Source organism: Ensifer sp. 4252, assembly GCF_050434565.1.
In the GTDB taxonomy this organism is placed as follows: Bacteria; Pseudomonadota; Alphaproteobacteria; order Rhizobiales; family Rhizobiaceae; genus Ensifer.
Map to the genome: position 1 here is coordinate 82164 of NZ_JBNDIU010000015.1, position 24024 is coordinate 106187.

Sequence of the window (24024 nt, forward strand, 5' to 3'; positions counted from 1 at the left end):
AACGGCATTGTCTCGAAGAAGCGGTATCTGGCGGGGGGTGAAGTGGACCGCCTATGGGGTGTTGGCGTTTGTCCTGGCCGCCGTTCTCGGGACGGTCGTCCCGCGACCGCTGCTACCGAAGACGGCTACAGCCGCCGCGGTCGCGTCGGTTGTCGCCGGCGAACGTATCCTGATCCTGTCTGGCCCGATCCACACCGATATCGCCATTCCGCTCAACGATGAAACCCGGGCGCGGTTTGCCTTTGCCGGCGAGGCAGGCGTGCCTTTGGACCACCCGGAGGCGCGATGGCTGATCTTCGGCTGGGGTGGCCGCTCGTTCTACCTGGAAACGCCGACATGGTCGGAGCTGAAACCGATGCCGGTCTTGCGGGCGCTGACGCTCGACCGCTCGGTCATGCATGTCGATATCGCCGGCCGGATCGTCGAGCCCCAGCCGTCGGTCGCGAGTGTGGACCTGGAACGTGCCGAGTTCGAAAAGCTCATGACTTTCATCTCCGGCAGCTTTGCCAGGAACGGGGGCGCCGTCGTTCCGGTCGAGCGTTTTTCCTATGGCTATGCGGATCGCTTCTTCGAGGCGGAGGGCAGGTTCAATGCACTGTTCGGATGCAACACCTGGACGGCGCGGGCGCTGAGAGAAGCCGGATTGCAGACCGGGTTCTGGAATCCCTTGCCTTCCACGCTCAGCCTGTCCTTGCGGCTCCACAATTGAGGCCTTGCCGGGTCTGATACGACACCGCCGCAGGCATGCGCCGGTCGCATGCCTGCCATGCATGGGCGTGAATCGAAGCCTTTCGTGCTGCACCGCAGCGGAATTTCCGGTAGGAAGCGGGCTGATATTTTCCTCGATTGCGACTGTCCCCCAAGGCTGCTCGCGATCGAGTGCCTGCACTGAAGGAGATGACCATGCTCGGCAGAAAAGTACCCACCGTAACGTTCCGTACCCGCGTTCGCGATGAAGCCGTCGGCGGCTCCAACCCGTTCCGTTGGCAGGACGTTTCCTCCGACGACTATTTCGCCGGCAAGCGCGTCGTCTTGTTTTCGCTGCCGGGCGCCTTCACGCCCACCTGCTCGACCTTCCAGTTGCCCGACTTCGAAAAGCTGACGGCCGAATTCAACGCTGAAGGCGTTGACGAAATCTACTGCATCTCTGTCAACGACGCTTTCGTGATGAATGCCTGGGGCAAGTCGCAGAACCTCGAAAACGTCAAGCTGATCCCGGATGGTTCAGGCGAGTTCACCCGCAAGATGGGCATGCTCGTCGCCAAGGACAATCTCGGCTTCGGCATGCGCTCCTGGCGCTACGCCGCCGTCGTCGACAATGGTGTCGTCGTGCAGTGGTTCGAGGAAGAAGGCTATTCCGACAACTGCGACAGCGACCCCTATGGCGTTTCCTCGCCGCAGAACATTCTCGAAACGCTGAAGTCGCAGAAGCTCGCAGCCTGATCCGGCCGACGGACTGACCGTCTTTTGAAGCCCCGGTGCGCGTGCCCGGCCCATGGAAAATCCAGCGGACTTTCGGGCTCGGTGCTAGCATCGGGGTTTTTTCTTGCTACACTGCCGGCCGGAAAAAGATGTCGAGGGTTCAATGGTTTACATTATCGCATATCTGACGGCTCACCCGGGTAAGGGCGCGGACGTGTTGTCGCTCGCCGGCCCTTTGATCGAGGGAACGCGGCGGGAGGCGGGGTGCATCAGCTACGAGCTCTATCATAAGCCAGCCGAGCCCGACGCGCTGGTGTTTGTCGAAACCTGGAAGGACAAGGCTGCGGTCGACGCGCATTTCGCCGAGCCGCATCTGAAGGCTTTCCAGGCCGCAATGGCAGACTTGCTGATCGAAGCGCGCATCGAACTCGTGCATCCGGAAAAGGTCGAGGTGCTCTGACATGCCCTATCGTTCGACCGAGGTGCTCTCGCCTGGACCCAAGGACCAGGCGCCGCTGCACAGCATCACCTTGGCGCATGATGCGCGGCATCTGCGCCGCAAGCTGCTGCATCTCGAAAACGACGATGTCGTCATGCTTGACCTGAAGGAAGCGGTGATGCTGGCCGACGGCGATCTGCTGGTGCTCGATGGCGGCGGCTATATCGGCATCGTCGCGGCAGCCGAGGCGCTCTACGAAATCCGGCCGCGCGATCCGCTGCACCTTGTCGAACTGGCCTGGCATCTGGGTAACCGCCACCTCCCGGCACAGATCGAGACAGGCCGTATCCTGATCTCCCGCGATCCGGTCATTCGGGCGATGCTTGAGGGGCTGGGTGCCACGGTCGTCGACGTTTCCGAGCCGTTCCATCCGCTGCGCGGTGCCTATCACGCGGCCGGGGGCCATGATCACGGCCACCACCATCACCATGGCTGAACGGGCCGACACTCAGGCGCTGCTCCGCCTCGTGACCTGGCTATCGCCGGCCTTCCCGGTCGGCGCCTTCTCCTATTCGAATGGCTTGGAGCAGGCGGTTCACGATGGTCATGTCACCGATGCCGAGAGCATGCGGCTGTGGCTGGAGACGCTTCTTTGCCACGGCTCCGGCTGGAACGATGCGCTGCTGTTTGGCGAGGCCTATCGGGCCTTCGATGCGCCGGCGCAGCTTCAATCCGTGATCGAGCTTGCCGAGGCGATGGCGGCAAGTCGCGAGCGGCACATGGAAACCATGCTGCAGGGCGAGGCTTTTCTGGCGGCAGCGCGGCATTGGCCGCATCCCGTACTTGATCGGTTGGGAGAAAGAACCGCCTATCCGGTCGCGGTCGGTGCGGTTGCCGGTGCCCACGCCACAGGCCTCGAGCCGGCGATTGCCGCCTATCTGCATGCGTCCGTGTCCAACGCCGTATCGGTGGCCATTCGCTGCGGGGTCAGCGGCCAACGCGACGGTGTGGGCCTGATCGCAACCCTTGAGCCGACCATCGCTGCAGTGGCGCGAAAGGCGAGCGCCGCATCGCTAGAAGACCTTGGCTCGGCCACGATCACCGCCGATATTTCATCTCTCAGACACGAGACCCTGCATTCGCGGCTTTTTCGCTCCTGAGCGTGCGTGCCGCCCTAGAGCGTTCCCGGTTTAAACGCAGCCGTAAAACCGCTCTATCTATTTGTTTTTACATATTCCTAACGGAAAACCGCTTCGCACTTTTCCTGGAAATGCTCTAGAAAGGAACGTTACATGGCATCAAAAAATGGCCCTTTGCGCGTCGGCATCGGTGGGCCTGTCGGTTCCGGGAAGACCGCGCTGACGGACAAGCTCTGCAAGGCGATGCGGGAGAAATACTCGATCGCTGTCGTTACCAACGACATCTACACCAAGGAAGATGCCGAGGCGCTGGTGCGCATGCAGGCGCTGCCGTCCGATCGCATCGTCGGCGTCGAGACCGGCGGATGCCCGCACACGGCGATCCGGGAGGATGCGACAATCAACCTGCAGGCGATCGCCGATCTCAATCGCCGTTTTCCCGATCTTGATGTCGTCTTCATCGAATCCGGTGGCGACAACCTGGCCGCCACCTTCTCGCCTGATCTGGCCGACCTGACGATCTATGTCATCTCCGTCTGCCAGGGCGAAGAGATTCCACGCAAGGGCGGGCCGGGCATCACCAAGTCGGATCTGCTTGTCATCAACAAGCGGGATCTTGCGCCCTATGTCGGCGCCGACCTCGACGTCATGAACCGCGACGCAACCCGGATGCGGGCGGAGAAGCCCTTCGTCTTCACCGACATGAAACGCGGCGAGGGCGTCAACCGGATCGTCGATTTCCTGACGTTGCATGGCGGGCTCTAGAGCAATTCCAGGAAAAGTGTGAAATGGTTTTCCGTCCGGAATTGCGTCATTTCAAAGAGTTAGATCATTCCACTGTTTCAACGAAACAATGAAATGATCTAGCTCGAGGTAGCGGCCGCGTCGAGCCGGGGCCTAGCGAGGGATGATCGTCCTTCGTGATCGCAGGCGACGAGATCCGCTTTCGCGTTGAGCCCTGTTGCGACCGCTAGAACCGTTCCAGCGCCTGACGGTCGTGGATTTCGATCATGCGTCCCTTGACGGTGACGCCGGAGCGGCGAAGAGCCGAGAAGGCGCGCGAAAGTGCCTCAGGCGCCAGGCCCAGCTTGCCGGCCAGCACATTCTTCTGGAACGGCAGCCGGAACGAGAAGGTCGTCGAGCCATCGGGGCAGTGGCCGAGAATGTAGCTCGCCACGCGTTGCGGAGCGGTCAGCAGACGATCTTCTGCCAGGCAATCCTCGGCCATCTGGCCATGTCGGCAGAGCAGCTCCATCAGCGACTGGGCGATATCCGGATGCTGCTCGGCGAGCTTGCGCAAATTGCGGCTGTCGAGGCGCGCGATCGTCGAGGACCCGATCGCCTGCGCGTTGGCGGTAGCGCGGTTGCCGAGGAACATGGCGCTTTCACCGAAAAGCTCTCCCTTGGGGAAAACGGCGATGTCGGCCTCGCGTCCATCCTTACCGAGCCGATAGACGCGAACGAGACCAGACAGGACGCAGAAGACGCTGTCGACGGGCTCGTCCTGGTGAAACAGGATGTCGTGTTCCTCGTGGTTCGAAACCACGGCGCCTTCGAGAATGGCATCGGATGCTGCCGCTGACAGTTTCTCGAAAAAGCGGGAGCCCAGCAGTACCGCTCTGTCATTCGAGTTCAATCGCAAGGTCTTCATCACACCGGCCCTGAGTAAAAGTCTAGAGCGTTTCCGCCTTAGAGGGAGCACGAAAACGCTCCGGCTCCTTGTTCTTACGCATCTCACGGAAAAACGCTTCGCACCTTTCCTGGATATGCTCTGGTGTCAGGGTAACCGGGCTTTTGAAACGTGAATTGACCTCGATCAAACAATTCTGACAAAAAAGCCCGCACCGGTGGGTGCGGGCCCGATTGCTAGCTGATTTGTGACGGCTATTCGGCGGCGAGCGCCGGATGATTGATCACCTTGCCCGTTTGCTTGCCTTTCGGCTGGGCGTCCTCGATCGTCTTCAGGCGCTCTTCCAGGCCCTCGATGGTCTTGCCCTGGTCGTTGACGAGTTCGGTCAGCGCCTCGCGGTCGAGCGGCAGGTTCTCCTCATCCTTCTTGCCGACGAAGCGGCCGAAAATCCGGGCAAGCAGGCGTGACAGGTCGTCCATGATCAGGAAGAAGGATGGCACGACGACAAGGCTCAGGATCGTCGAGACGATGATGCCGCCGATCACTGCAATCGCCATCGGCGCACGGAACGAGCCGCCTTCGCCGACGCCGAGCGCGGAGGGCAGCATGCCCGCCGACATGGCGATCGAGGTCATGATGATCGGGCGGGCGCGCTTGCGGCCGGCTTCGATCATCGCCAGCGTCCGGTCCATGCCGTGATGCATCATCTCGATGCCGAAATCGACGAGCAGGATCGCATTCTTCGTGACGATACCCATCAGCATCAGAATACCGATCAAGACTGGCATCGACAGGGCGTTCTGGGTGAGGATCAGCGCACCTGCCACGCCGCCGATGGCAAGCGGCAGCGAGAACAGGATGGTGAAGGGCTGGATCACGTCCTTGAACAACAGGATCAGCACCACCAGCACCAGCATCAGCCCGAGCAGCATGGCATTGCCGAAGCTCTGCTGCATTTCGGCCTGCACCTCGGCGTCGCCGCTTTCGAGGAACTGCACTGAAGACGGAAGCTCGGCGCCATCGGCGATCTGCTTGAAGCGGGCGGATGCCGTGTCGAGGGCAACGCCGATCGGCAGGTCGGCGCCCAGTGTGACCACGCGATTGCGGTCGTAACGTTTAATCGAGCTTGGGCCTTCGGAGTAGTTGATGTCGGCAACGCTGGACAACGGCACCGTCGAGCCCGAGGCCGTCTGGATCTTCAGATTGCGGATCGCGGCGATATCCGTGCGGAAGTCGCGGTTGATCTGCACGCGGATCGGGATGAGCCGACCATCGAGCGCGATCTTCGTCAGCGCGGCATCGATATCGCCGATGGTGGCCACGCGGATCACTTCCGAGATCTGCGCCGTCGTGATGCCGAGGCGCGACATCTGCTCGTCACGCGGACGGATCTGCAGTTCCGGACGGGGCAGGGCACCATCCGGGCTGACATTTGCCAAAAGCGGATCGCTGCGCAGCTTGGCTTCGAGTATTGCAACGGCCTGGTCGAGGTCTGCCTCGTTGTTGGAGAGCAGGTTGAACGCGAGATCTCGCTGGCCGCGGTCGTTGAGCTTGATGACCCGCACATCCGGGATCGCGCCGACGCGCGCGAAGATTTCCTTCTCGATTTGCGACTGCGGAATGATGCGGCCGGCCGGCGGTAGCTTCGGCAGGTACTGGCCGATGACCGGCAAGCCGCCGATGACGTCGTTGACGACCTTGTTGAGCAGCGAGTGGTCGAGCTTCTTCAGAAGCACGGTGACCGAAGCGCGACGCAGTTCGAGGTCGCCTTTCGGTGAAGCGCCGCCGAGCACAAAGACGCTCTCGACGCCTTCGAGATCCTTGACCCGTTTGTAGATCTCGGCGGTCGTCCGATCGGTATCCTCGAGCATCGCATCCGGCGGCAGCTCGATCGACAGGCTGACGCGCGAGGCGTCTTCCGGCGGCAGGAAGCTGCCCGGCACCTGGAACAGGAAATAGACGGAGATCACCAGGCTGGCGATGGCGGCAAGCAGCGTCGTGTAGCGCCAGCGGGTCGTCACCCGTATCAGCCCGACATAGAGCTTCATCAGGCCGCTGTCTTCGTCGCCGTGGTGGCTGCCCACATCAGACGCGCGCATCATATAGGCGGCCATCACGGGGGTGATCAGGCGAGCGACGAGAAGCGAGAAGAACACCGAAACGGCGACCGTCAGGCCGAACTGAATGAAGTACTGGCCCGGAATGCCCGGCATGAACGACACAGGCACGAACACCGCGATGATCGTGAAGGTGGTGGCAATAACGGCAAGGCCGATTTCATCCGCCGCTTCAATCGCCGCTCGATAGGGCGACTTGCCCATGCGGATGTGCCGCTCGATATTCTCGATCTCGACGATCGCATCGTCGACCAGAATGCCGGTAGCGAGTGTCAGAGCCAGGAAGCTGACGAGATTCAGCGAGAAGTCGAGCATGTCCATGATCCAGAAGGTGGGGATCGCGGATAGGGGCAAGGCGATGGCAGAAATCAACGTGGCGCGCCAGTTGCGCAGGAACAGCATGACGACGATGACGGCGAGCAGCGCGCCTTCGATCAGCGTGTGCAGCGCCGCTTCGTAGTTGCCATAGGTGAAGTAGACGGAATCGTCGACCAGCTCGATGGTGACGTCAGGGTTTGCCGCCCGGATCTTTTCCAGCGACTTGGCCACGGTCTCGGCAACGCTGACTTCGCTGGCGCCCTTGGCGCGGAAGACCGCGAAGGTCACGCCGGGATTGCCGTTGAAGCGCGAGAAGGAGCGGGGCTCCTCATAGGTATCGGTGACGGTTCCGAGTTCGGAAAGGCGCACGAAGCGCCCGCTCGGGACCGAGATCATCGTGTTGGCGAGCTGGTCGACATTGCGAGCGTCACCGAGCGTGCGGATCGCCTGCTCGCTGCCGCCGACCTGGCCACGGCCTGAACCCAAGTCCATGTTCATGCGGCGAAGCTGGCCGTTGACGTCGGCGGCCGTGATGCCGAGCGAGTTCAGTCTGTCCTCGTTGAGCTCGACGCGGACTTCCCGTTCGGCGCCGCCGTAGCGGTCGACGCGGCCGATGCCGCTCTTGCCCTGGATTTCACGCTTGATGACGTCATCGACGAACCAGGAAAGCTCTTCCAGCGTCATGCCGGGCGAGGAGACCGCAAAGGTCTGGATCGCCTGGCCTTCGACATCGACCTTGGAAACGATCGGTTCTTCGATCGAGGTCGGCAGATCGCCACGGATACGGTCGATCGCGTCCTTGACGTCCTGCACGGCCTGGGTCGTCGGCACTTCCATGCGGAAGATGACGGCCGTGGTCGAGGTTCCGTCGTTAATCGTCGATTCGATATGGTCGACACCGGTGATGCTGGCGACCGCGTCCTCGATTTCCTTGGTGACCTGCGTTTCGAGTTCGGCCGGCGAGGCGCCGCTCTGCGCGACGTTGATCGATACGATCGGGACGTCGATGTTGGGGAAGCGGGTAATCGGCAGGCCGACGAACGACTGATAGCCGAGAACCAGCAGCACGAAGAAGGCGAGGATCGGAGCAATCGGATTTCGGATGGACCAGGCTGAGAAGTTCATGGTCACGTTTCCTGTCAGTTGGTCGCTGGTTGCGCTGATTTGACGGGGTTGATGCGGTCGCCGTCGCGCACATAGGCGCCGGCCCTTGCCACGACCTGTTCGCCGGCTTTCAACCCGTCGACAACCTCGACGAACTTGCCGTCGGAGATGCCGGTCTTGACCGGCACGATGTTCACCACGCCATTGTCGACCTTACGGACGATGGTTTTGCCGTTCTCATTGGTAACTGCCGTTTGCGGCAGAACGACAGCCTGCTTCTCCTCGGCGGTGATGATGGCGTTGGCATACATGCCCGAGCGGGCCTTGGTGGTGTCCTTGAGGCTGATGAAGACGGTGCCGAGGCGCGAGACAGGGTCAACCGTTGGCGCGATCAGGCGAATGGCGCCCTCGACCTTGGTGTCTCCGCCCGCAAGCGTAATCGTCGCCGGCTGGCCGACCGCAAGCTTGATGATGTCGGCCTCGGCGACGTCGGCCTTCATTTCGATGGCGCCGTCGCGGATCATGGCAAACAACGGGTCGCCGCTGCCGTTGGCGATCGCGCCGACCTTGGCGTTCTTGGCGGATATGACGCCGGCGACCGGGGCCTTGACCTCGGTGCGGGTGAGGCGAAGATCGATGTCGTCGATCTGGGCCTGCGCCACCTTGATATCGGCCTTGGAGACGACAACGGCCTGTTCGGCCGAGCGGACGCGGGCACGGGTGGCCGCAGCAAGAGCGCGGACACGGTCGGCTTCTGCGGTCGAAACGGTACCGTTCTTGGCAAGCTCTGCGTTGCGGTCACTGACGCGTGTCGCTTCCTCGGCATTGGCCGTGGCCTCGCTGAGCTGGGCGTTAAGCTGCGCAAGCCCGGCTTCCGCCTTGGCGAGTGCTGCCTCGAGCTGGCTCTTTTCAAGCCGCAGCGCGTCGTCGTTGAGAACCACCAGCACGCTGCCTTCTTCGACCTTGTCGCCGATGTCGACATTGAGCGTGCGGATCGACAAGCCCTCGACCAGCGGCGCGACATAAATCTGCTCAACCGCCTGTATCGTCCCGGTTGCAACGACGCGATCGCTGATCGACTGATCGACTGCCTCGGTGACGACGATCGATGGCAGGCTCTGCGCGGGCTGGGCCTTGGTTGCTTCCTCGGCAAATGCACTTGAAAACGGGGCAATGATCATCGCAGCGCAAACGCTGAGAGCAGGTATTACTTTGTGAGCCATCGGCTTTACAATCCTGGCAACGGAAACGACATAAAAAGGATCTGCGCCTGCAAAGGCCGATCCCAATGCAATCAAGCGATTTTCAGTTTCGCCGACGCTTGTTTTCGCGGACAAGACGAAACAAGGCATAGGCGCACGGCCATTGTATTTCCTGCGCCGCTCGCACGGTATCAGACCGTGAGCACGGGCAGGACGGGGAGAGGCTCCCGCAGGCAAACCAATCGGAAAAATGAACTCCTCCGTGTGCTTGCCTCCAACAAACATCGGGGCCTATGTAATCTTCACATCATGTGCTTACAAGTGCAGTGAAGTGATGGTTCCTCAATATTTCCTCCGTTCTGCAATCTTGGTTGCAATCTCGACACGATCTTGACAATCGGGGTGCATCAACGCCCCGTTCGCCTCGAATTGCCACCCCCACGCCCGGAAATTCGAGGCAACCCTGGCGGGCGATGAACAGCCCTACGGAAATGGGAGAGGGCCGCGCGACGACTGTCGCACGACCCTCTTCTGCTGTTGCGTTATTTCATTTTATTTTATTTTATTTCAGAGCGGCGTCAGTGATCTCGTGCGTCCAGGCGCCTTCCGGCTCCTTGGAGATGACCGGATCGGAACCGCCGGAAAGCAGCGACTGCACGGTGCGCTTGTAGTCGGCTTCATCCAGGGCGCCGTTCGAGCCGGCGGTCAGCTTGGCCACTTCGCCCATCATGCGCTTCTGATGCTTTTCCGTTTGGGCGCCGGTTGAGTCGTTCTCGAGAACGATGTCGGCTGCTTCATCCGGATTCTGCTCGGCGTATTTCCAGCCCTTCATCGAGGCGCGCACGAACTTGACCATCTTTTCCTTGAAGGCCGCGTCCTTGAGCTTGTCTTCGAGCACGTAGAGGCCGTCTTCGAGCGTTGCCACGCCCTGGTCTTCATACTGGAAGGTCACGAGATCGTCCGGCTTGATGCCGGCATCGATGACCTGCCAGTACTCGTTGTAGGTCATGGTCGAGATGCAGGCCGCCTGCTTCTGGATCAGCGGATCGACGTTGAAGCCCTGCTTCAGAACGGTCACGCCTTCCGGGCCGCCGTCGGTCGGGATCTTCAGGTGCGACATCCAGGACAGGAACGGATATTCGTTGCCGAAGAACCAGACGCCGAGCGTGTGCCCCTTGAACTTGTCGGGGCTGGTGACGCCGCTCTCCTTGAGGCAGGTCAGCATCATGCCCGACTTCTTGAACGGCTGGGCGATGTTGACGAGCGGCACGCCCTTTTCGCGGGTGGCAAGGGCTGACGGCATCCAGTCGACGACGACATCGGCGCCGCCACCGGCAATAACCTGCGCGGGCGCGATATCCGGGCCGCCGGGCTTGATGTCGACGTCGAGCCCTTCTTCTTCGTAGAAGCCCTTGTCCTTGGCGACGTAGTAGCCGGCGAACTGCGCCTGTGTGACCCATTTCAGCTGCAGCGTCACCTTGTCGGCGGCTTCTGCCTGGAATGCTGCGAGCGAAAAGACGCCTGCGGCGAGAAGCGATGCAAGTCTCTTATTCATGTCAGTTCCCTCTTGTTTTTGCTTCATTGTCTTCGAACTACTGCGTCTTTCTCAGGCGCGCCCTCCGCGAATGGAGGGATGCCAGAAGGTGACGGCGCGCTCGATGAGCGCCACCACCCCATAGAAAGCCGAACCTGCCACCGCTGCGACGGCGATTTCGGCCCAGACCATGTCGACGTTCATGCGGCCCACTTCCGTGGAGATCCGGAACCCCATGCCGACAATGGGTGTCCCGAAGAATTCGGCGACGATGGCGCCGATCAGCGCCAGGGTGGAGTTGATCTTGAGCGCGTTGAAGATGAAAGGCCAGGCGGCCGGCAGGCGCAGCTTGACAAGCGTCTGCCACCAGGAGGCGGCATAGGTGCGCATCAGGTCGCGCTCCATGTGGCTTGACGCCGCCAGGCCGGCGATGGTGTTCACCAGCATCGGGAAGAAGGTCATGATGACGACGACGGCGACCTTGGATTGCCAGTCGAAGCCGAACCACATGACCATGATCGGCGCGACGCCGATGACGGGCAAGGCCGAGACGAAGTTGCCGAGCGGCAACAGCCCCTTTTGCAGAAACGGCGAGCGGTCGATGAGGATCGCAACGACGAAGCCGAGGCCGCAACCGAGCGCATAGCCTGTTAGCACCGCTTTCAGGAATGTCTGGCGGAAGTCTGCCGCCAGCGTCGGCAGCGAGTTGATCAGGCGCTGCCAGATCATCGACGGTGCCGGCAGCAGGACGGAGGGCACGGAAAAGCCGCGCACGATGCCTTCCCAAAGCACCAGGAGGGTGATGCCGAAGAGGAGCGGCACGGCGAAATGTGCCGCCCGATTGGCAACTTCGCTTTGAAAGCGCTGGCGCACCAGCCATTCGTTGAAGGCCCAGGCGGCAAGCCAGAAGACGACAGCACCAATCAGGATCGGAAGGTTCATGGCTTGGCCCCCATGCGCTTCAGGACGGCGGTGTGCGCAAAGCCGACGATCATGACCAGCACGGCCGCAAGTGCTGCCGCCATGAACAGAGCCGACCAGATCTGCACCGTCTGACCATAATAGGAGCCGGCCAGCAGGCGCGCGCCGAGGCCGGCGACGGCACCGGTCGGCAGTTCGCCAACGATCGCGCCGACGAGCGAGATCGCGACCGCTACCTTCAGCGAGGTGAAGAGATAGGGCATCGATGACGGCCAGCGCAGCTTCCAGAAGGTCTGCGCCTGCGAGGCGTTGTAGGTGTGCATCAGGTCGAGTTGGATCGCCTCGGGGCTGCGCAGGCCCTTCACCATGCCGACGACCACGGGGAAGAACGAGAGATAGGTCGAGATCAGCGCCTTCGGCAAAAGGCCGGAGATGCCGATCGCGTTCAGGACGACGATGATCATCGGCGCGATGGCGAGGATCGGGATCGTCTGGCTGGCGATCACCCAGGGCATCAGCGACCGGTCCATTGCGCGGTTGTGCACGATGCCGACGGCCAAGAGAATGCCGAGCACAGCGCCGATGCCGAAACCGAGCAGGGTGGCCGAAAGCGTGATCCAGGCGTGATAGACCAGGCTGCGCTTCGAGGTGATCGGCTTGTTGAAGGTCGTGTCCCAGATCTCGGCGATAACCTGATGCGGCGCTGGGAGAACCGGACGTTCCTGCGCCATGGTGTTGTGGACGATCTGGGAAAAACTGATCTCGGTTCCGGCGCGTGCCGCCGTATCGCGCTCGAAGGGCGCATTCAGGAACACGACTGCGATGTACCAGACCAAGATCAACAGCGCGACGACGGTGCCGACGGGCAAGAGCTTGTCCCGGAGAAAGCTTTCCTCGCGCATCGTCATGCCTTTCCGCTTGCCGGCAGCAACATCAGGCCCATGGCGGCGATGCCGAGCATAACGCCGGCCGCCTGGGTGAGGCTCAGCCTTTCGCCGAACACGGCAAAGGCGATGATGTTGACCAGAACCAATTGCACGATGGCTGACAGCGAGATCGCAAGACCAAGCCCGCCATCGCGCATGAGTTTCACCATGATGATGTTGCCGACCATGTAGAGCCCGAGTGCCAGAACAAACACGCCGATGTGGCTGTTGGAGACATAGGCGCGCGAGGCCGTCGCGCCACCGAGAAAGATGGTCGTGGCAAGCAACAGCCAGAGGGCATAGGCAAGGTTCATGGCCGACCCTCCGCTCCGCGCCAATGGTAGAGAATATCCGGTAGGCCCTCCTCGTTGTCGCCATCGGTCCGGCGAACGGCCGAAAAGCCCTGTTGTTCATAGAAGCGCTGGGCTTTGCCGTTTGCCTCGAACGTCCAGAGGTTCAACTCTGTTGCGGACAGTGACCTTGCGATCTTGAGCAGATCGCTGCCGACGCCGATGCCGCGGTGGGCGTCATCGACATAAAGCGCCGTCACATAATGATCGCTTGAGAGTGCCATGAACCCCGCGACCCGCTCGTCTCGCTCGGCAACGATCACGGTCCGTTCGGGAAAGACCGTCTCGACATAATATCGCTCGACGTCGGCATGGCCGTGTATCCGCGGCATCCACGGGGTCGCATCGATCCAGCGGTTGAGAATGTCGGCGCAGGCGCTCATGTCGGCCTTTGTTGCAGGACGGCAGATGGTCGAAGACGCCTGGCTATTCCTCATAGCTGTGCCCCGCTCTCAGGCCTTCGCGCACGCGGTGGGCGACCTCGAGAAACTCAGGCGTTTCGCGAATGCCGAGCGGGCGCTCGCGCGGCAGCGGCGATTCGATGATGTCGGTGACGCGGCCGGGGCGGGGGCTCATCACCACGATCCTGGTGGAGAGATAGACCGCTTCGGGAATGGAATGGGTGACGAAACAGATGGTCTTGTTGGTGCGGGCCCAGAGCTTCAGGAGCTGCTCGTTCAGATGATCGCGAACGATCTCGTCGAGCGCGCCGAAGGGCTCATCCATCAAGAGCAGGTCGGCGTCGAAGGCAAGTGCGCGGGCGATCGACGCACGCTGCTGCATGCCGCCCGACAGCTGCCATGGGTATTTCTTGCCGAAGCCGGTGAGGTTGACCAGGTCCAGCGTGCGGTCGATGCGCGCCTTCTGCTCCTGCCTGGAGTAGCCCATGATTTCGAGCGGCAGGGCGATGTTCTTCTCGATGGTGCGCCATGGGTAGAGGGCCGCCGCCTGGAAGACATAGCCATAGGCGCGCTGCCGCCGCGCTTCCTCGGGCGTCATGCCGTTGACGGTGATCGTGCCGGAGGTCGCCTTTTCCAGATCGGCGATGACGCGCAGGAACGTCGTCTTGCCGCAGCCGGAGGGGCCGATGAAGGAAACGAAATCCCCCTTGGTCACATCCAGATTGACGCCGGTCAGCGCGTTGACCGGGCCGTCAGCAGTCTCGAAGGTCAGGCAGAGGTCCCGGGCCGAAACCACGGATGCGGTATTGGACGTCATCGGCGAATACTCATTCTGGCTTGGCTGTGTCAGACTGCTATCCAGACCGGCAACATGCAATCGCGGATTTGTCACCGGAGCCGTTTGCTGCTGGTTTTTCAGGGAATTCTGGAGAACAGTCATGTCTCGATCATCCAATCCTGGCTGTCGTGTGGTTCGCCCCGGCAGCGGGCATGCCGGAAAGCAGGGGCTCAGCTATTTCGAGGGCATTGCGGCGGAAACCGTCGGCGCGACCGGCATCTGCATGCATCTGTTGACGATCCCGCCCGGCGCCCGTGCCAAGGCACACCTGCACGAGGGGCATGAGACGGCGATCTATGTGCTGTCGGGCGAGGCGCATACCTGGTTCGGGCAGCGGCTCGAGGAGCATGTCGTCGTTCGCGCCGGCGAGATGTTCTACATTCCGGCCGGCGTACCGCATCTGCCGGCGAACCTGTCCGACGCGCCCTGTTCGGCGGTGATCGCCCGCACCGACCCCAAGGGACAGGAAAGCGTCGTCCTCTTGCCGGAGCTCGACGCTCTCGTGCCTGGCTAACGCGGTTCGCAAACGCGCCGAAGCGTCCCGCCGGTTTGGCGGGACATGTCCGGTGGGACAGAGTGGTGTGACGACGTGCAGGCCGCGAAGCAACGAAATCACACTCCGGTTGCCGGGATGCCGCTGCGCTGGACGGCGCGGGGAGCGGTGACTTCCTTCCAGGTGGTAAGCGCGGTGCTGACGGCGGGGAACGGGTCGCGGCGGACGAATTCGCCATGGCCCTCGCGCGTCTTGACCGTGCTTTCCTTGATGGCGACGACGCCGCGCGTCAGCGTGTAACGCGGCAGGCCCTTCACTTCCTTGCCCTCGAAGACGTTGTAGTCGATCGCCGACTGCTGGTTCTTGGCCGAGATCGTCTTCGACCGCTTCGGATCCCAGACCACCAGGTCCGCGTCGGCGCCGACGAGGATCGCGCCCTTCTTCGGATAGATGTTGAGGATCTTGGCGATGTTCGTCGAAGTGACGGCCACGAACTCGTTCATGGTGATGCGGCCGGTATTGACGCCGTGGGTCCACAACATCGGCATGCGGTCTTCAAGCCCGCCGGTGCCGTTGGGGATCTTGGTGAAATCGCCGACGCCGGAGCGCTTCTGCTCGGACGTAAAGGCGCAATGATCGGTCGCCACCACCTGCAGCGAACCGGATGCAAGGCCGGCCCACAGCGAGTCCTGGTGCAGCTTGTTGCGGAACGGCGGCGACATCACGCGGCGGGCGGCGTGGTCCCAGTCCTTGTTGAAATATTCGGTTTCGTCGAGCGTCAGGTGCTGGATCAGCGGCTCGCCGAAGACGCGCATGCCCTTGGCGCGGGCGCGGCGGATCGCTTCATGCGCCTGTTCACAGGAGGTGTGGACGATGTAGACCGGGCTACCGGCCATGTCGGCGATCATGATCGCGCGGTTGGTTGCCTCGCCCTCGACTTCGGCCGGCCGCGAATAGGCGTGCGCCTCCGGACCGTTGTTGCCCTCTGCCAGCAGCTTCGCCTGCAATTGCGCGACCACATCGCCGTTTTCCGCATGGACGAGCGGCAGCGCGCCGAGCGCTGCGCAGCGCTGGAAGGACGAGAACATCTCGTCATCGTCGACCATCAGCGCCCCCTTATAGGCCATGAAGTGCTTGAAGGTGTTGATGCCCTTATCCCTGACGATGGTCTCCATCTCGTTGAAGACCTGCTCGCTCCACCAGGTGATCGCCATGTGGAAGGAATAGTCGCAGTTGGCGCGGGTCGACTTGTTGTGCCACATATCGAGCGCTTCGAGCAGCGACTGGTTGGGCGAAGGCAGGGCGAAGTCCACGACCATGGTCGTGCCGCCGGCGAGTGCCGCCCGGGTACCGCTCTCGAAATCGTCGGAGGAATAGGTGCCCATGAAGGGCATTTCGAGGTGGGTGTGCGGATCGATACCGCCGGGCATGACGAAACAGCCGCCGGCGTCGAGCGTTTCGTCGCCCTGAAGGTCCGGGCCGATCTCGACGATCCTGCCGCCTTCGATCTTTACGTCGGCCTTGTAGGTCAGGTCGGCCGTGACGATGGTTCCACCCTTGATGACAGTGCTCATTGATTTTCATCCTCGCGATTGTGCTTCCGGTGGCCTGGCGGCCGCCACGAAAAAGGGCGGAACTTTCGTCCCGCCCGCAAACTCATTCGACGATTTCGGCCGTTTCGACGACGGCGTGGAAGAGGACGTCGGCTCCGGCTCCGGCCCACTCCTTGGAGATGTCCTCCGCCTCGTTGTGGCTGAGGCCTCCGACGCAGGGGCACATGATCATCGTCGTCGGCGCCACCTTGGCGGCCCAGCAGGCGTCGTGGCCGGCGCCCGAAATGATGTTCATGTGGCTGTAGCCGAGACGTTCGGCGGCGTTGCGCACGGCAGTGACGAGTTTCGGATCGAAGGTCACCGGCTCGAAATGGCCGATGGCCTCGACGGAACAGCCGACGCCCAGCGCATCCGCGATGCCAGGTGCTTCTGCCTCGATCTTGGCGCGCATGCGATCAAGCTTGGCCTTGTCGGGCGAGCGGATGTCGACGGTGAAGACCACCTTGCCCGGCAGCACGTTGCGCGAGTTGGGCGAGAAGACCACCTGGCCGACGCCGCCGACGGCGCCTGGCTGGTTTTCCATCGCCACGCCCTGAACCATCTCGATGATGCGCGACATGGCAAGACCGGCGTTGACGCGCATGTTCATCGGGGTCGAGCCGGTATGCGCCTCGCGACCTGTCAGCGTGAACTCCAGCCACCACAGGCCCTGACAGTGAGTGACGACGCCGATGTCCTTGTTCTCGGCTTCGAGGATCGGGCCCTGCTCGATGTGATATTCGAAATAGGCGTGCATCCTGCGGGCGCCGACCTCCTCGTCGCCGACCCAGCCGATGCGCTTCAGTTCGTCGCCGAATGTCTTTCCTTCAGGGTCCTTGCGGCCATAGGCGAATTCCTGGCTATGGACGCCGGCAAAGACGCCGGAGGCGAGCATGGCCGGCGCGAAGCGCGCGCCTTCCTCGTTGGTCCAGTTGGTGACGACAACAGGGTGCCTGGTCTTGATGCCGAGGTCGTTCATCGAGCGCACGACTTCGAGGCCGGAGAGCACGCCCAGCACGCCGTCGAACTTGCCGCCGGTCGGCTGGGTATCGAGATGCGAGCCGACATAGACGGGCAGGGCGTCCGGGTCGGTGCCGGCGCGGGTGAAGAACATGTTGCCCATACTGTCGACGCCCATGGCGAGGCCTGCCTGTTCGCACCAGGACTCGAACAACCGGCGCCCTTCGGCGTCCGCATCGGTCAGCGTCTGGCGGTTGTTGCCGCCAGCGACACCAGGGCCGATCTTGGCCATTTCCATAAGTGAATCCCACAGGCGGTCGGCGTTGACGCGCATGTTCTCGCCAGGTGCAGCCACGGCGGTCTCCTCATCTTTTTCAGGGCGTTGCCTTAGATGGCGAGCCCTCCTGTTCCCGTGGTCAAATCCAGGCTTGGTTTTTTCTGGTGCCCTTCGATCAGTCGTTGCCTTTGCTGGCGAACTGGCTGATAATTTGACCGGTTGGTAAACATTACAACTTCCATTGCGGCACTCAAGCCGGAAAAACAAAAAAACGAAGTTGTTGCCCAAAAAGATGGCGGCGCCGAAATTTGGGCAGATACGACCTGTGCGGATCAACGCGCAGGCACCGGCAGGGGGCGAAATGGTACTTCCGAGAGCGGCCAGGACCCAGAGGCGTACACGTATCCAGGAGGAGAAGGAAGAGCGCATTCTGGAGGCGGCGCTGGAAGTGTTTTCGGCCCACGGCTTTCGCGGCGCAACCGTCGACCAGATCGCCGATGTGGCCGGCATGTCGAAGCCGAACCTGCTCTATTATTTCCGCACCAAGGAAGCGATGCACCGGGCGCTGATCGATCGCGTGCTGGATACCTGGCTCGATCCGTTGCGCGCCTTCGACGCTGAGGGCAACCCGGTTGCCGAAATCCGCAGCTACATCAGGCGGAAGCTGGAGATGGCGCGGGATTTCCCGCGCGAAAGCCGCCTCTTTGCCAATGAAGTCCTGCAGGGCGCGCCACATATCGAGGACGAACTCAAGGGGCCGCTGAAGGAGCTCGTCGACGAGAAGGCGGAGGTTATCCGCGCCTGGACCAAAGCCGGCAAGATCGCCAAATGCGATCCCTACCACCTGATCTTCGCAATCTGGTCGACGACGCAGCATTATGCCGACTTCGACGTGCAGGTGCGCGCCGTGCTCGGGCAGGGCAATTCCGGCGAGGGGCGGTTCGAGGACGCAGCGCGTTTTCTCGAACGCCTGTTCGTCGACGGGCTGCAAGTGAGCGAGCAGCCGATCTCCTGAATGCTGTCACGATCAGTCAGGCAGTAACGCCATCAGCGCCAGCCCGCAGGCCGTCGTCAGCGCGCCGGCGAGAACGGGCAGGCTGACCCAGCCGTGCCCGAGAATACCTTCAAGCAGAATGATGAAGCTGGGCGTCAGGTAGCCGTAGCCGAGCACCTTCGACGACGGCAGGCGTAAGGACGCGAACTGCAGCAAGAGGAAGGTGATCGCTGTGGTGACAACGGCGAGATACACGACGGCAATCCACACGATCGCCGGCAGGCTTGAAAAGTCCGTGCTGGCAAGGCCGGCGGCGCCGGGAACCAGGAGCCACGGCACGGTGCAGGCGGCAACCCAGAAGCCGAAGGCGAAGGGGTTTTCCTTGCGGTCGAACTTGCGGATCAGCGGCACGTAGATCGCGTGGCAGATGACGCCGACGAAGAAGATCAGCTCGCCCTGGCCGATGTCGAACGCGAGGATCGCCTGGATGTCGGCACGAAAGATCACCCAGACGGCGCCAAGCGCCGCGATGATCAGACCGGCCAGCACGCCGGGGCGAGTGTGCTGGCCGAGCAGCAGAAAGGCAAAGCCCGCGCTCAAAAGCGGCATCAGCGTGAAGACCGCGCCCGTCGACACCGGGTCGGTGAACTCCAGCGCCTTGAACATCGTCAGCATGTAGACGGCGATCAGCCCGCCGAGGATGAGGAAGCGCCACAACTGCCTGGGGATCTGAAAAGGCACCCTGGCATAACCGAAGGTCAGCATACCCAGCACGACGACGGTCAAGAGGTATCGCCAGAGTGTCAGCGGGCCGGCGCCCATATGTTGCGCTGCCAATCCGCCGAAGGAGAAGGAACCGGCAATCAGCGCCGAAAAGGTCAGCATCGCCAGATGCGCCTTGAGCTTTTCGACGCCCTTGGCGTGGCTTTGGTGCGCCGCTTTCGGCGAGACATCCTGTTTCATGCTAACTTCCGGACCTGGAGATGGCGAGGGGTACGTGCCCGCACGCACCTAAGCCGGAGCCGGTGAGGGTTGCAAGGCCTTGGCGATATCTCCGGCATCCTCGACGATCCAGGTTTCGAGGGTGGCCTGGCGTCCGCGAAGGCTGATGTCGAGCCGCTTGTGCGCTTCCATCACCACCCCCGCTCGGTTGACGAGTTCGGCCGAGACGGCGAGCTGTGCATCGTGCTCCTTGGCAAGGCCTTCGAGCCGGCTTGCCGTGTTGATGGTGTCACCGACGGCAGTCAGCGATGTTGCCTGGCCGTAACCGATCTCGCCGATGATGGCAGGGCCGGCATGCATGCCGATCGCGATCCGCAGGGGCTCGTCGAGTTCGCCCTCGAAGGTCTGGTTGAGGGCATCGATGCCCTTGGAAATGCGCACGGCGGCGGCAAGCGACTGCTGGCAGGCTTCGGTAAAGGAACTCTTCAGGCCGAAGATCGCGAGTGCGCCATCGCCGATGAACTTGTCGATGACGCCGCCGGAATCTTCGACCGCCTCGCCGACCATCCCGAAATAACGGTTCAGAAGGAAGACCGTATCGAAGGGCAGCTTGTGCTCGGCGATGCTGGTAAAGCCGCGCAGGTCGCAGAAGAGCACGGCAATACGCCGCTCGCGACCTTCGCCGTCCTGGCGCACGAGCTGCTTCTTGATGCCGATGCTGTCGGTATCGAGGATCGGCACGACGGTGACGTTGTGAACAGGGCGGAACTGGCAGGCAAGGCGGACATTGTCGGGCGCGCCGATCCGCGTCAGCGTCGTCAGTTCGGCATCTTCGGCCCCCGGCTGGCCTTCGAGGCCCTGAATCACCCGCACGCGGCAGGTGGAGCAGCGGCCCCGGCCGCCACAGACGGAGACATGCGGAATGCCGGCGGCGCGGCTTGCCTCCAGCACGCTGAAGCCGATATTGACGGTGGCGACACGGCCATCGGGATAGCGCACGCGGATGCGCCCACCCTTGGGCAGGGCACGCAGAGCGAAGGTTCCGGCGATCAGGCCGGCAAAGCCGAAATACAGACCGAGCCGGATATTCTCGAGCAGGTCGACGTCGTAGGCCGGCTTGACCTGAGCGCTGTCGCCATAGCCGCCATGCTCGGCATAGACGCGATCGAGCGAGCGCGCGCCGCTGAAAAAGCCGAGAAGTGCGAAGATCGGGACGAGAATCGCGATTGTGTAGAGCAGGATCTCGTAGCGTGGAAACCAGGTCCGTCCGCGCATCCAGAACCAGGCGCCGAGGCAGCCGTGGCTCCAGGCGAGCAGCAGGGCAAGAGACTGGCGGGTTGCATTGATCCAGCTAGACCAGAGTGCGCGAAGCATTCCGGGATAATCGGCTCCCACGCCGGTCAGCAGCGGTTCCACGCGCGCGGCGGTCACGTGCCCGATCAGCAGGAAGGGCAGACTGAGGCCGAAGGCGATCTTGAGCGCCTCGCGCATCGGCATGCGCAGCGTCTGGCGGCGATAGAGGCTATCGAGCGCCATGGCGAAATGCGCCAGCAGCGCGCCATAGAGCAGGATCGTGCCGGGCACGCTGTGCCAGACGACGTTGAAGACCTTGCGGCCGGCCTCCATCGCATCGATGGAAATCAGGCCGAGCGAATGGTTGAGAAAATGGGCAAGGATGAACGTACCAAGCACTGCCCCGGAAACGAGGTGTATGCGCTTGCGTCTATTGGCGGAAATGATCGTCAAATAGCGAGCCCAGCTCTGCCGGCGGAACACCGGCTTCGGTTATTCCCCCCTTTATTATCCAGATCGCATACGCCGACAACTTACCTTTTCTACACAATCTGTTTCGTTATCGTGTCTTGCGCGTCATTGGCCGCCGGCGCTATTCGGCGGGGTTCGGCTGCCAAAGCTCGATCGGGTTGCCCTCGGGGTCGTAAAGCCTGGCGAAGCGGCCATTCGGGTAGGTTTGCGGATCGCTTGTGACCTCGATGCCGGCAGCGCGAAGCTGCTCGGTCATGGCGTCGAGATCGTCGACGCGAAAGTTCACCATCCAAATCTGCTTGGCTCGGCCGAAATAGTCGGTGTCGCGCTTGAACGGGGCGAAGACGGTGCTGCCGGCGCGCTGCTGCCAGCAGCTGTCGTCATAGCTCGACGGCACGGTGTCGATGTCGAGATGGGTCTGGTACCAGGCGGCGAGCCTCTCGGGATCGTCGCTGCGGAAGAAGAGCCCGCCGATGCCTGCCACTTTCTGCATGTCGATCGCCTCCCTGGCTTAAGCCGTTGATGGCTAAGCTCGCAACGGCGGCTGCCGCCGCGGTCATTCCATCATGGGCGGCAGGCGCGCGGCAAGCGTATCGATGAGCAGCCGCAGCTTTGTCGGCATGTATTGGGTTTTCGGCCAGACGACATAAGTGCCGTAGGACAGGGCAGGCGCATCGGTCAGCATCCGCACAAGCGAGCCGGAGGCGATGCGGTTGCCCACGAGCCAGCACGGCAGCCAGGCGATGCCGAAGCCATCGGCCGCGGCATCGGCGATCGATGTCAGGTCGTCGAGCCGCAGTCGCGCCGGTGGCGTGACGGCCTGCGTCTGGCCGGACTTCACCGGGAAGGACCAGGCGAGGGGCTGGCCGCTGCGGCGGTAGAGGATCGCCTGGTGCGCCATCAAGTCTTCGATCGTCTTCGGTTCCCCGTTCGCCTCGATATAGGCGGGAGAGGCGCAGACGGTCATGCGCTGGTCGGCGATCTTGCGCATTATCAGCTCGGGGTCGCCCTTGAGCGGTCCGGTGCGGATTGCAAGATCGAAGCCGTCCTCGACAAGGTCGACGTTGCGATCGCTGAAGTTGAGGTCGAATTCCAGGCGAGGGTGTTGCCGCAGCAGCTCCGACAGCAGCGGCATGATGCATTGGCGGCCGAAATGCACGGGCATCGACAGGCGCAGACGTCCCTGTATCTCCTGCTTGCCGGATTCCAGCAGCGCTTCGCCGGCCCTGATTTCGCTGAGCGCCCGCAGGCAGTTCTCGTAGAACAGCTGGCCTTCATCGGTCAGGCTCTGGGTGCGGGTGGTGCGATGGAACAGGCGAACGCCCAGCCTTTGTTCCAGCTTGGCAACCGTCTTGCCGACGGCGGAACGCGACAGGTTGAGCCTTTCGGCGGCTGCGGAAAAACCGCCTGCGTCGGCCGCTTCCACGAACACCGAAACGCCGTTCAGGTAGCTCATTTTGTATCTCTCAGGGAACCAATATGGCGAAATCATATCGCAACTGGAGAGATAATTTCAACGCTATGTTTTCTTCATCAGATCAATTCGATGAAAGGAAAGACCATGGCGAGACTGATGAAGGAATGGACCATCGATGCGTTCGGTGCTCAGAACCTCAAGCTCACGGAGCGGCCCGTCCCGCAGGCGGGGCCGGGCGAGGTGCTGGTGCGCACGACCGCCTTTTCGCTCAACTTTCGCGACAAGCTGGTGCTCGAAAATGGTATGGGCATGCCGCTCGCCTTCCCCTTCGTGCCGGGTTCGGACATGGCCGGCGTGGTCGAAGCGGTCGGCAGCGACGTGACGCGCTTTCGGGCCGGCGATCGCGTCATTTCGGTCTTCGACCCCACTTGGATCGACGGTCAAAAACCGGGCACGGCCCGTCGGCCGACCTCGTTTGCGCTCGGCGGTCTCAACCCCGGCGTCGCATCGGAATATGTCGCATTCCCGCAGGACTGGTTCGTGCAGGCGCCAAAGAGCCTTGACGATGGCGAGGCGAGCACGTTGCCTTGCGCCGGTGTGACAGCCTGGTTCGCGCTGGTCGAGAAGGGGCGCCCGAAGGCTGGCGACCGCGTCGTCGTGCAAGGGACTGGCGGTGTTTTGCTGTTCGGTCTGCAGATCGCCAAGGCGCATGGGGCCGAAGTCATCGTGACGTCGTCAAGCCGGGACAAGCTCGACCGCGCCCTCGAGCTCGGTGCCGACCATGGCATCGACCGCCTGTCGGAAGACTGGGTGGAGCGCGTTCTCGAGATCACCGGCGATCACGGCGCAGACCATATCCTGGAGCTTGCCGGCGGTGCCAATCTCGGCCGGTCGCTGCAGGCGGTAGCCGTGCAGGGGCGCATCTCGGTCATCGGTGTGCTCGAAGGTGCGGAGATCTCGGCGCCGGTGCCGCCGGTGCTGTTGAAATCGCCTATCATTCAGGGCATCGGCGTCGGTCATCGCCGGGCGCTGGAGGATCTGGTGGCGGCTGTCGATCAAACCGGCCTGAAGCCTGTGGTCGATGCGCGCTATCGGTTTGAGGACTTCCGCGAGGCACTGGCGCATCTCGATCACGGTGCCTTCGGCAAGGTGGTTGTCGAAGTCTGATCGGGCATTACAGCGCCGCGCGTCAAATATGACGCGCTAAGGACGCTGTAACACTTTAAACTTGCTGCATAATTTTA

At 62.3% G+C, this 24024-nt stretch carries 24 protein-coding genes; 9 read left to right on the forward strand and 15 right to left on the reverse strand.

Features of this window, described 5'->3' with window-relative positions:
• Positions 1-25: 25 nt before the first annotated feature.
• The 6 genes from ABIE33_RS23885 (at position 26) to ureG (ending at position 3765) form a co-directional block, all read left to right on the forward strand.
• Complete coding sequence (locus tag ABIE33_RS23885; RefSeq protein WP_429130383.1) at positions 26-709, forward strand: TIGR02117 family protein; 684 nt, start codon at positions 26-28, stop codon at positions 707-709.
• Positions 710-903: 194 nt separating this feature from the next.
• Positions 904-1443, forward strand: a complete 540-nt coding sequence (locus ABIE33_RS23890; protein WP_429130296.1) for a peroxiredoxin — start codon at positions 904-906, stop codon at positions 1441-1443.
• Positions 1444-1585: 142 nt separating this feature from the next.
• Positions 1586-1882: a putative quinol monooxygenase gene (locus ABIE33_RS23895; protein ID WP_429130297.1), complete on the forward strand. Its 297-nt coding sequence runs from the start codon at positions 1586-1588 to the stop codon at positions 1880-1882.
• 1 nt (position 1883) lies between these two features.
• A complete protein-coding gene (ureE, locus tag ABIE33_RS23900) occupies positions 1884-2357 on the forward strand; it encodes an urease accessory protein UreE (protein WP_429130298.1) in 474 nt (157 codons plus the stop codon).
• Positions 2350-3021 carry an urease accessory protein UreF gene (locus ABIE33_RS23905; RefSeq protein WP_429130384.1) on the forward strand — a complete coding sequence of 224 codons (672 nt, stop codon included), beginning with the start codon at positions 2350-2352 and terminating at the stop codon, positions 3019-3021. Before ureE ends, ABIE33_RS23905 begins: the two co-directional genes overlap by 8 nt.
• 132 nt (positions 3022-3153) lie before the next feature.
• Positions 3154-3765 carry an urease accessory protein UreG gene (ureG, locus tag ABIE33_RS23910; RefSeq protein WP_429130299.1) on the forward strand — a complete coding sequence of 204 codons (612 nt, stop codon included), beginning with the start codon at positions 3154-3156 and terminating at the stop codon, positions 3763-3765.
• A 205-nt stretch (positions 3766-3970) separates the two neighbouring features.
• Here the strand turns inward: ureG and ABIE33_RS23915 are convergent, their stop codons facing one another.
• From ABIE33_RS23915 to ABIE33_RS23955, 9 genes are all read right to left on the reverse strand, one after another.
• Positions 3971-4651 (reverse strand): Crp/Fnr family transcriptional regulator, encoded by a 681-nt coding sequence (locus tag ABIE33_RS23915; RefSeq protein WP_429130300.1) that lies wholly within the window; start codon positions 4649-4651, stop codon positions 3971-3973.
• Between the two features lie 233 nt (positions 4652-4884).
• Positions 4885-8190 (reverse strand): efflux RND transporter permease subunit, encoded by a 3306-nt coding sequence (locus ABIE33_RS23920; RefSeq protein ID WP_429130301.1) that lies wholly within the window; start codon positions 8188-8190, stop codon positions 4885-4887.
• 14 nt (positions 8191-8204) lie between these two features.
• Positions 8205-9392 carry an efflux RND transporter periplasmic adaptor subunit gene (locus tag ABIE33_RS23925; protein ID WP_429130302.1) on the reverse strand — a complete coding sequence of 396 codons (1188 nt, stop codon included), beginning with the start codon at positions 9390-9392 and terminating at the stop codon, positions 8205-8207.
• A gap of 541 nt (positions 9393-9933) precedes the next feature.
• The gene (locus ABIE33_RS23930) at positions 9934-10926 is read right to left on the reverse strand and encodes an ABC transporter substrate-binding protein (protein WP_429130303.1); all 993 of its coding nucleotides are present in this window, start codon (positions 10924-10926) and stop codon (positions 9934-9936) included.
• 51 nt (positions 10927-10977) lie between these two features.
• Positions 10978-11847 carry an ABC transporter permease gene (locus ABIE33_RS23935; RefSeq protein WP_429130304.1) on the reverse strand — a complete coding sequence of 290 codons (870 nt, stop codon included), beginning with the start codon at positions 11845-11847 and terminating at the stop codon, positions 10978-10980.
• Positions 11844-12728: an ABC transporter permease gene (locus ABIE33_RS23940; protein ID WP_429130385.1), complete on the reverse strand. Its 885-nt coding sequence runs from the start codon at positions 12726-12728 to the stop codon at positions 11844-11846. Before ABIE33_RS23940 ends, ABIE33_RS23935 begins: the two co-directional genes overlap by 4 nt.
• A 2-nt stretch (positions 12729-12730) precedes the next feature.
• Entirely contained in the window at positions 12731-13066 is a 336-nt protein-coding gene (locus tag ABIE33_RS23945; protein ID WP_429130305.1) for a hypothetical protein, read from the reverse strand.
• A complete protein-coding gene (locus ABIE33_RS23950; RefSeq protein ID WP_429130306.1) occupies positions 13063-13539 on the reverse strand; it encodes an N-acetyltransferase family protein in 477 nt (158 codons plus the stop codon). Before ABIE33_RS23950 ends, ABIE33_RS23945 begins: the two co-directional genes overlap by 4 nt.
• The gene (locus ABIE33_RS23955; RefSeq protein ID WP_429130307.1) at positions 13529-14320 is read right to left on the reverse strand and encodes an ABC transporter ATP-binding protein; all 792 of its coding nucleotides are present in this window, start codon (positions 14318-14320) and stop codon (positions 13529-13531) included. The genes ABIE33_RS23950 and ABIE33_RS23955 overlap by 11 nt, the downstream gene beginning before the upstream one ends.
• Positions 14321-14441: 121 nt before the next feature.
• Between ABIE33_RS23955 and ABIE33_RS23960 the strand changes: the two genes are divergently transcribed.
• Positions 14442-14855: a cupin domain-containing protein gene (locus ABIE33_RS23960; RefSeq protein WP_429130308.1), complete on the forward strand. Its 414-nt coding sequence runs from the start codon at positions 14442-14444 to the stop codon at positions 14853-14855.
• A gap of 98 nt (positions 14856-14953) precedes the next feature.
• On the opposite strand, the gene hydA is transcribed toward ABIE33_RS23960, so the two are convergent.
• Together hydA and ABIE33_RS23970 are read right to left on the reverse strand one after the other, a co-directional pair.
• On the reverse strand, positions 14954-16408 hold the full coding sequence (gene hydA / locus ABIE33_RS23965; protein WP_429130309.1) for a dihydropyrimidinase: 1455 nt from the start codon (positions 16406-16408) through the stop codon (positions 14954-14956).
• A gap of 82 nt (positions 16409-16490) precedes the next feature.
• Positions 16491-17741 (reverse strand): Zn-dependent hydrolase, encoded by a 1251-nt coding sequence (locus ABIE33_RS23970; protein WP_429130310.1) that lies wholly within the window; start codon positions 17739-17741, stop codon positions 16491-16493.
• Positions 17742-18024: 283 nt separating this feature from the next.
• Between ABIE33_RS23970 and rutR the strand changes: the two genes are divergently transcribed.
• Positions 18025-18678, forward strand: a complete 654-nt coding sequence (gene rutR / locus ABIE33_RS23975) for an HTH-type transcriptional regulator RutR (RefSeq protein ID WP_429130311.1) — start codon at positions 18025-18027, stop codon at positions 18676-18678.
• Positions 18679-18690: 12 nt separating this feature from the next.
• Here the strand turns inward: rutR and ABIE33_RS23980 are convergent, their stop codons facing one another.
• From ABIE33_RS23980 to ABIE33_RS23995, 4 genes are all read right to left on the reverse strand, one after another.
• Positions 18691-19620, reverse strand: a complete 930-nt coding sequence (locus ABIE33_RS23980; protein WP_429130312.1) for a DMT family transporter — start codon at positions 19618-19620, stop codon at positions 18691-18693.
• 48 nt (positions 19621-19668) lie between these two features.
• Positions 19669-21345, reverse strand: a complete 1677-nt coding sequence (locus tag ABIE33_RS23985) for an adenylate/guanylate cyclase domain-containing protein (RefSeq protein WP_429130313.1) — start codon at positions 21343-21345, stop codon at positions 19669-19671.
• Positions 21346-21484: 139 nt separating this feature from the next.
• Positions 21485-21856, reverse strand: a complete 372-nt coding sequence (locus tag ABIE33_RS23990; RefSeq protein WP_429130314.1) for a VOC family protein — start codon at positions 21854-21856, stop codon at positions 21485-21487.
• A 63-nt stretch (positions 21857-21919) separates the two neighbouring features.
• Positions 21920-22819 (reverse strand): LysR family transcriptional regulator, encoded by a 900-nt coding sequence (locus tag ABIE33_RS23995; RefSeq protein WP_429130315.1) that lies wholly within the window; start codon positions 22817-22819, stop codon positions 21920-21922.
• Between the two features lie 105 nt (positions 22820-22924).
• Here ABIE33_RS23995 and ABIE33_RS24000 point away from each other — a divergent pair, with 105 nt between their 5' ends.
• Entirely contained in the window at positions 22925-23947 is a 1023-nt protein-coding gene (locus tag ABIE33_RS24000; protein ID WP_429130316.1) for a zinc-dependent alcohol dehydrogenase family protein, read from the forward strand.
• Positions 23948-24024 lie beyond the last annotated feature (77 nt).

Excerpts from the sequence above, each read along its gene's own strand:
- ABIE33_RS23890 (WP_429130296.1), top strand. The coding sequence starts at position 904 with ATGCTCGGCAGAAAAGTACCCACCGTAACGTTCCGTACCCGCGTTCGC.
- ABIE33_RS23895 (WP_429130297.1), top strand. The coding sequence starts at position 1,586 with ATGGTTTACATTATCGCATATCTGACGGCTCACCCGGGTAAGGGCGCG.
- ureE (WP_429130298.1), top strand. The coding sequence starts at position 1,884 with ATGCCCTATCGTTCGACCGAGGTGCTCTCGCCTGGACCCAAGGACCAG.
- ABIE33_RS23905 (WP_429130384.1), top strand. The coding sequence starts at position 2,350 with ATGGCTGAACGGGCCGACACTCAGGCGCTGCTCCGCCTCGTGACCTGG.
- ureG (WP_429130299.1), top strand. The coding sequence starts at position 3,154 with ATGGCATCAAAAAATGGCCCTTTGCGCGTCGGCATCGGTGGGCCTGTC.
- ABIE33_RS23915 (WP_429130300.1), bottom strand. The coding sequence starts at position 4,651 with ATGAAGACCTTGCGATTGAACTCGAATGACAGAGCGGTACTGCTGGGC.
- ABIE33_RS23920 (WP_429130301.1), bottom strand. The coding sequence starts at position 8,190 with ATGAACTTCTCAGCCTGGTCCATCCGAAATCCGATTGCTCCGATCCTC.
- ABIE33_RS23925 (WP_429130302.1), bottom strand. The coding sequence starts at position 9,392 with ATGGCTCACAAAGTAATACCTGCTCTCAGCGTTTGCGCTGCGATGATC.
- ABIE33_RS23930 (WP_429130303.1), bottom strand. The coding sequence starts at position 10,926 with ATGAATAAGAGACTTGCATCGCTTCTCGCCGCAGGCGTCTTTTCGCTC.
- ABIE33_RS23935 (WP_429130304.1), bottom strand. The coding sequence starts at position 11,847 with ATGAACCTTCCGATCCTGATTGGTGCTGTCGTCTTCTGGCTTGCCGCC.
- ABIE33_RS23940 (WP_429130385.1), bottom strand. The coding sequence starts at position 12,728 with ATGCGCGAGGAAAGCTTTCTCCGGGACAAGCTCTTGCCCGTCGGCACC.
- ABIE33_RS23945 (WP_429130305.1), bottom strand. The coding sequence starts at position 13,066 with ATGAACCTTGCCTATGCCCTCTGGCTGTTGCTTGCCACGACCATCTTT.
- ABIE33_RS23950 (WP_429130306.1), bottom strand. The coding sequence starts at position 13,539 with ATGAGGAATAGCCAGGCGTCTTCGACCATCTGCCGTCCTGCAACAAAG.
- ABIE33_RS23955 (WP_429130307.1), bottom strand. The coding sequence starts at position 14,320 with ATGACGTCCAATACCGCATCCGTGGTTTCGGCCCGGGACCTCTGCCTG.
- ABIE33_RS23960 (WP_429130308.1), top strand. The coding sequence starts at position 14,442 with ATGTCTCGATCATCCAATCCTGGCTGTCGTGTGGTTCGCCCCGGCAGC.
- hydA (WP_429130309.1), bottom strand. The coding sequence starts at position 16,408 with ATGAGCACTGTCATCAAGGGTGGAACCATCGTCACGGCCGACCTGACC.
- rutR (WP_429130311.1), top strand. The coding sequence starts at position 18,025 with ATGGTACTTCCGAGAGCGGCCAGGACCCAGAGGCGTACACGTATCCAG.
- ABIE33_RS23980 (WP_429130312.1), bottom strand. The coding sequence starts at position 19,620 with ATGAAACAGGATGTCTCGCCGAAAGCGGCGCACCAAAGCCACGCCAAG.
- ABIE33_RS23990 (WP_429130314.1), bottom strand. The coding sequence starts at position 21,856 with ATGCAGAAAGTGGCAGGCATCGGCGGGCTCTTCTTCCGCAGCGACGAT.
- ABIE33_RS23995 (WP_429130315.1), bottom strand. The coding sequence starts at position 22,819 with ATGAGCTACCTGAACGGCGTTTCGGTGTTCGTGGAAGCGGCCGACGCA.
- ABIE33_RS24000 (WP_429130316.1), top strand. The coding sequence starts at position 22,925 with ATGGCGAGACTGATGAAGGAATGGACCATCGATGCGTTCGGTGCTCAG.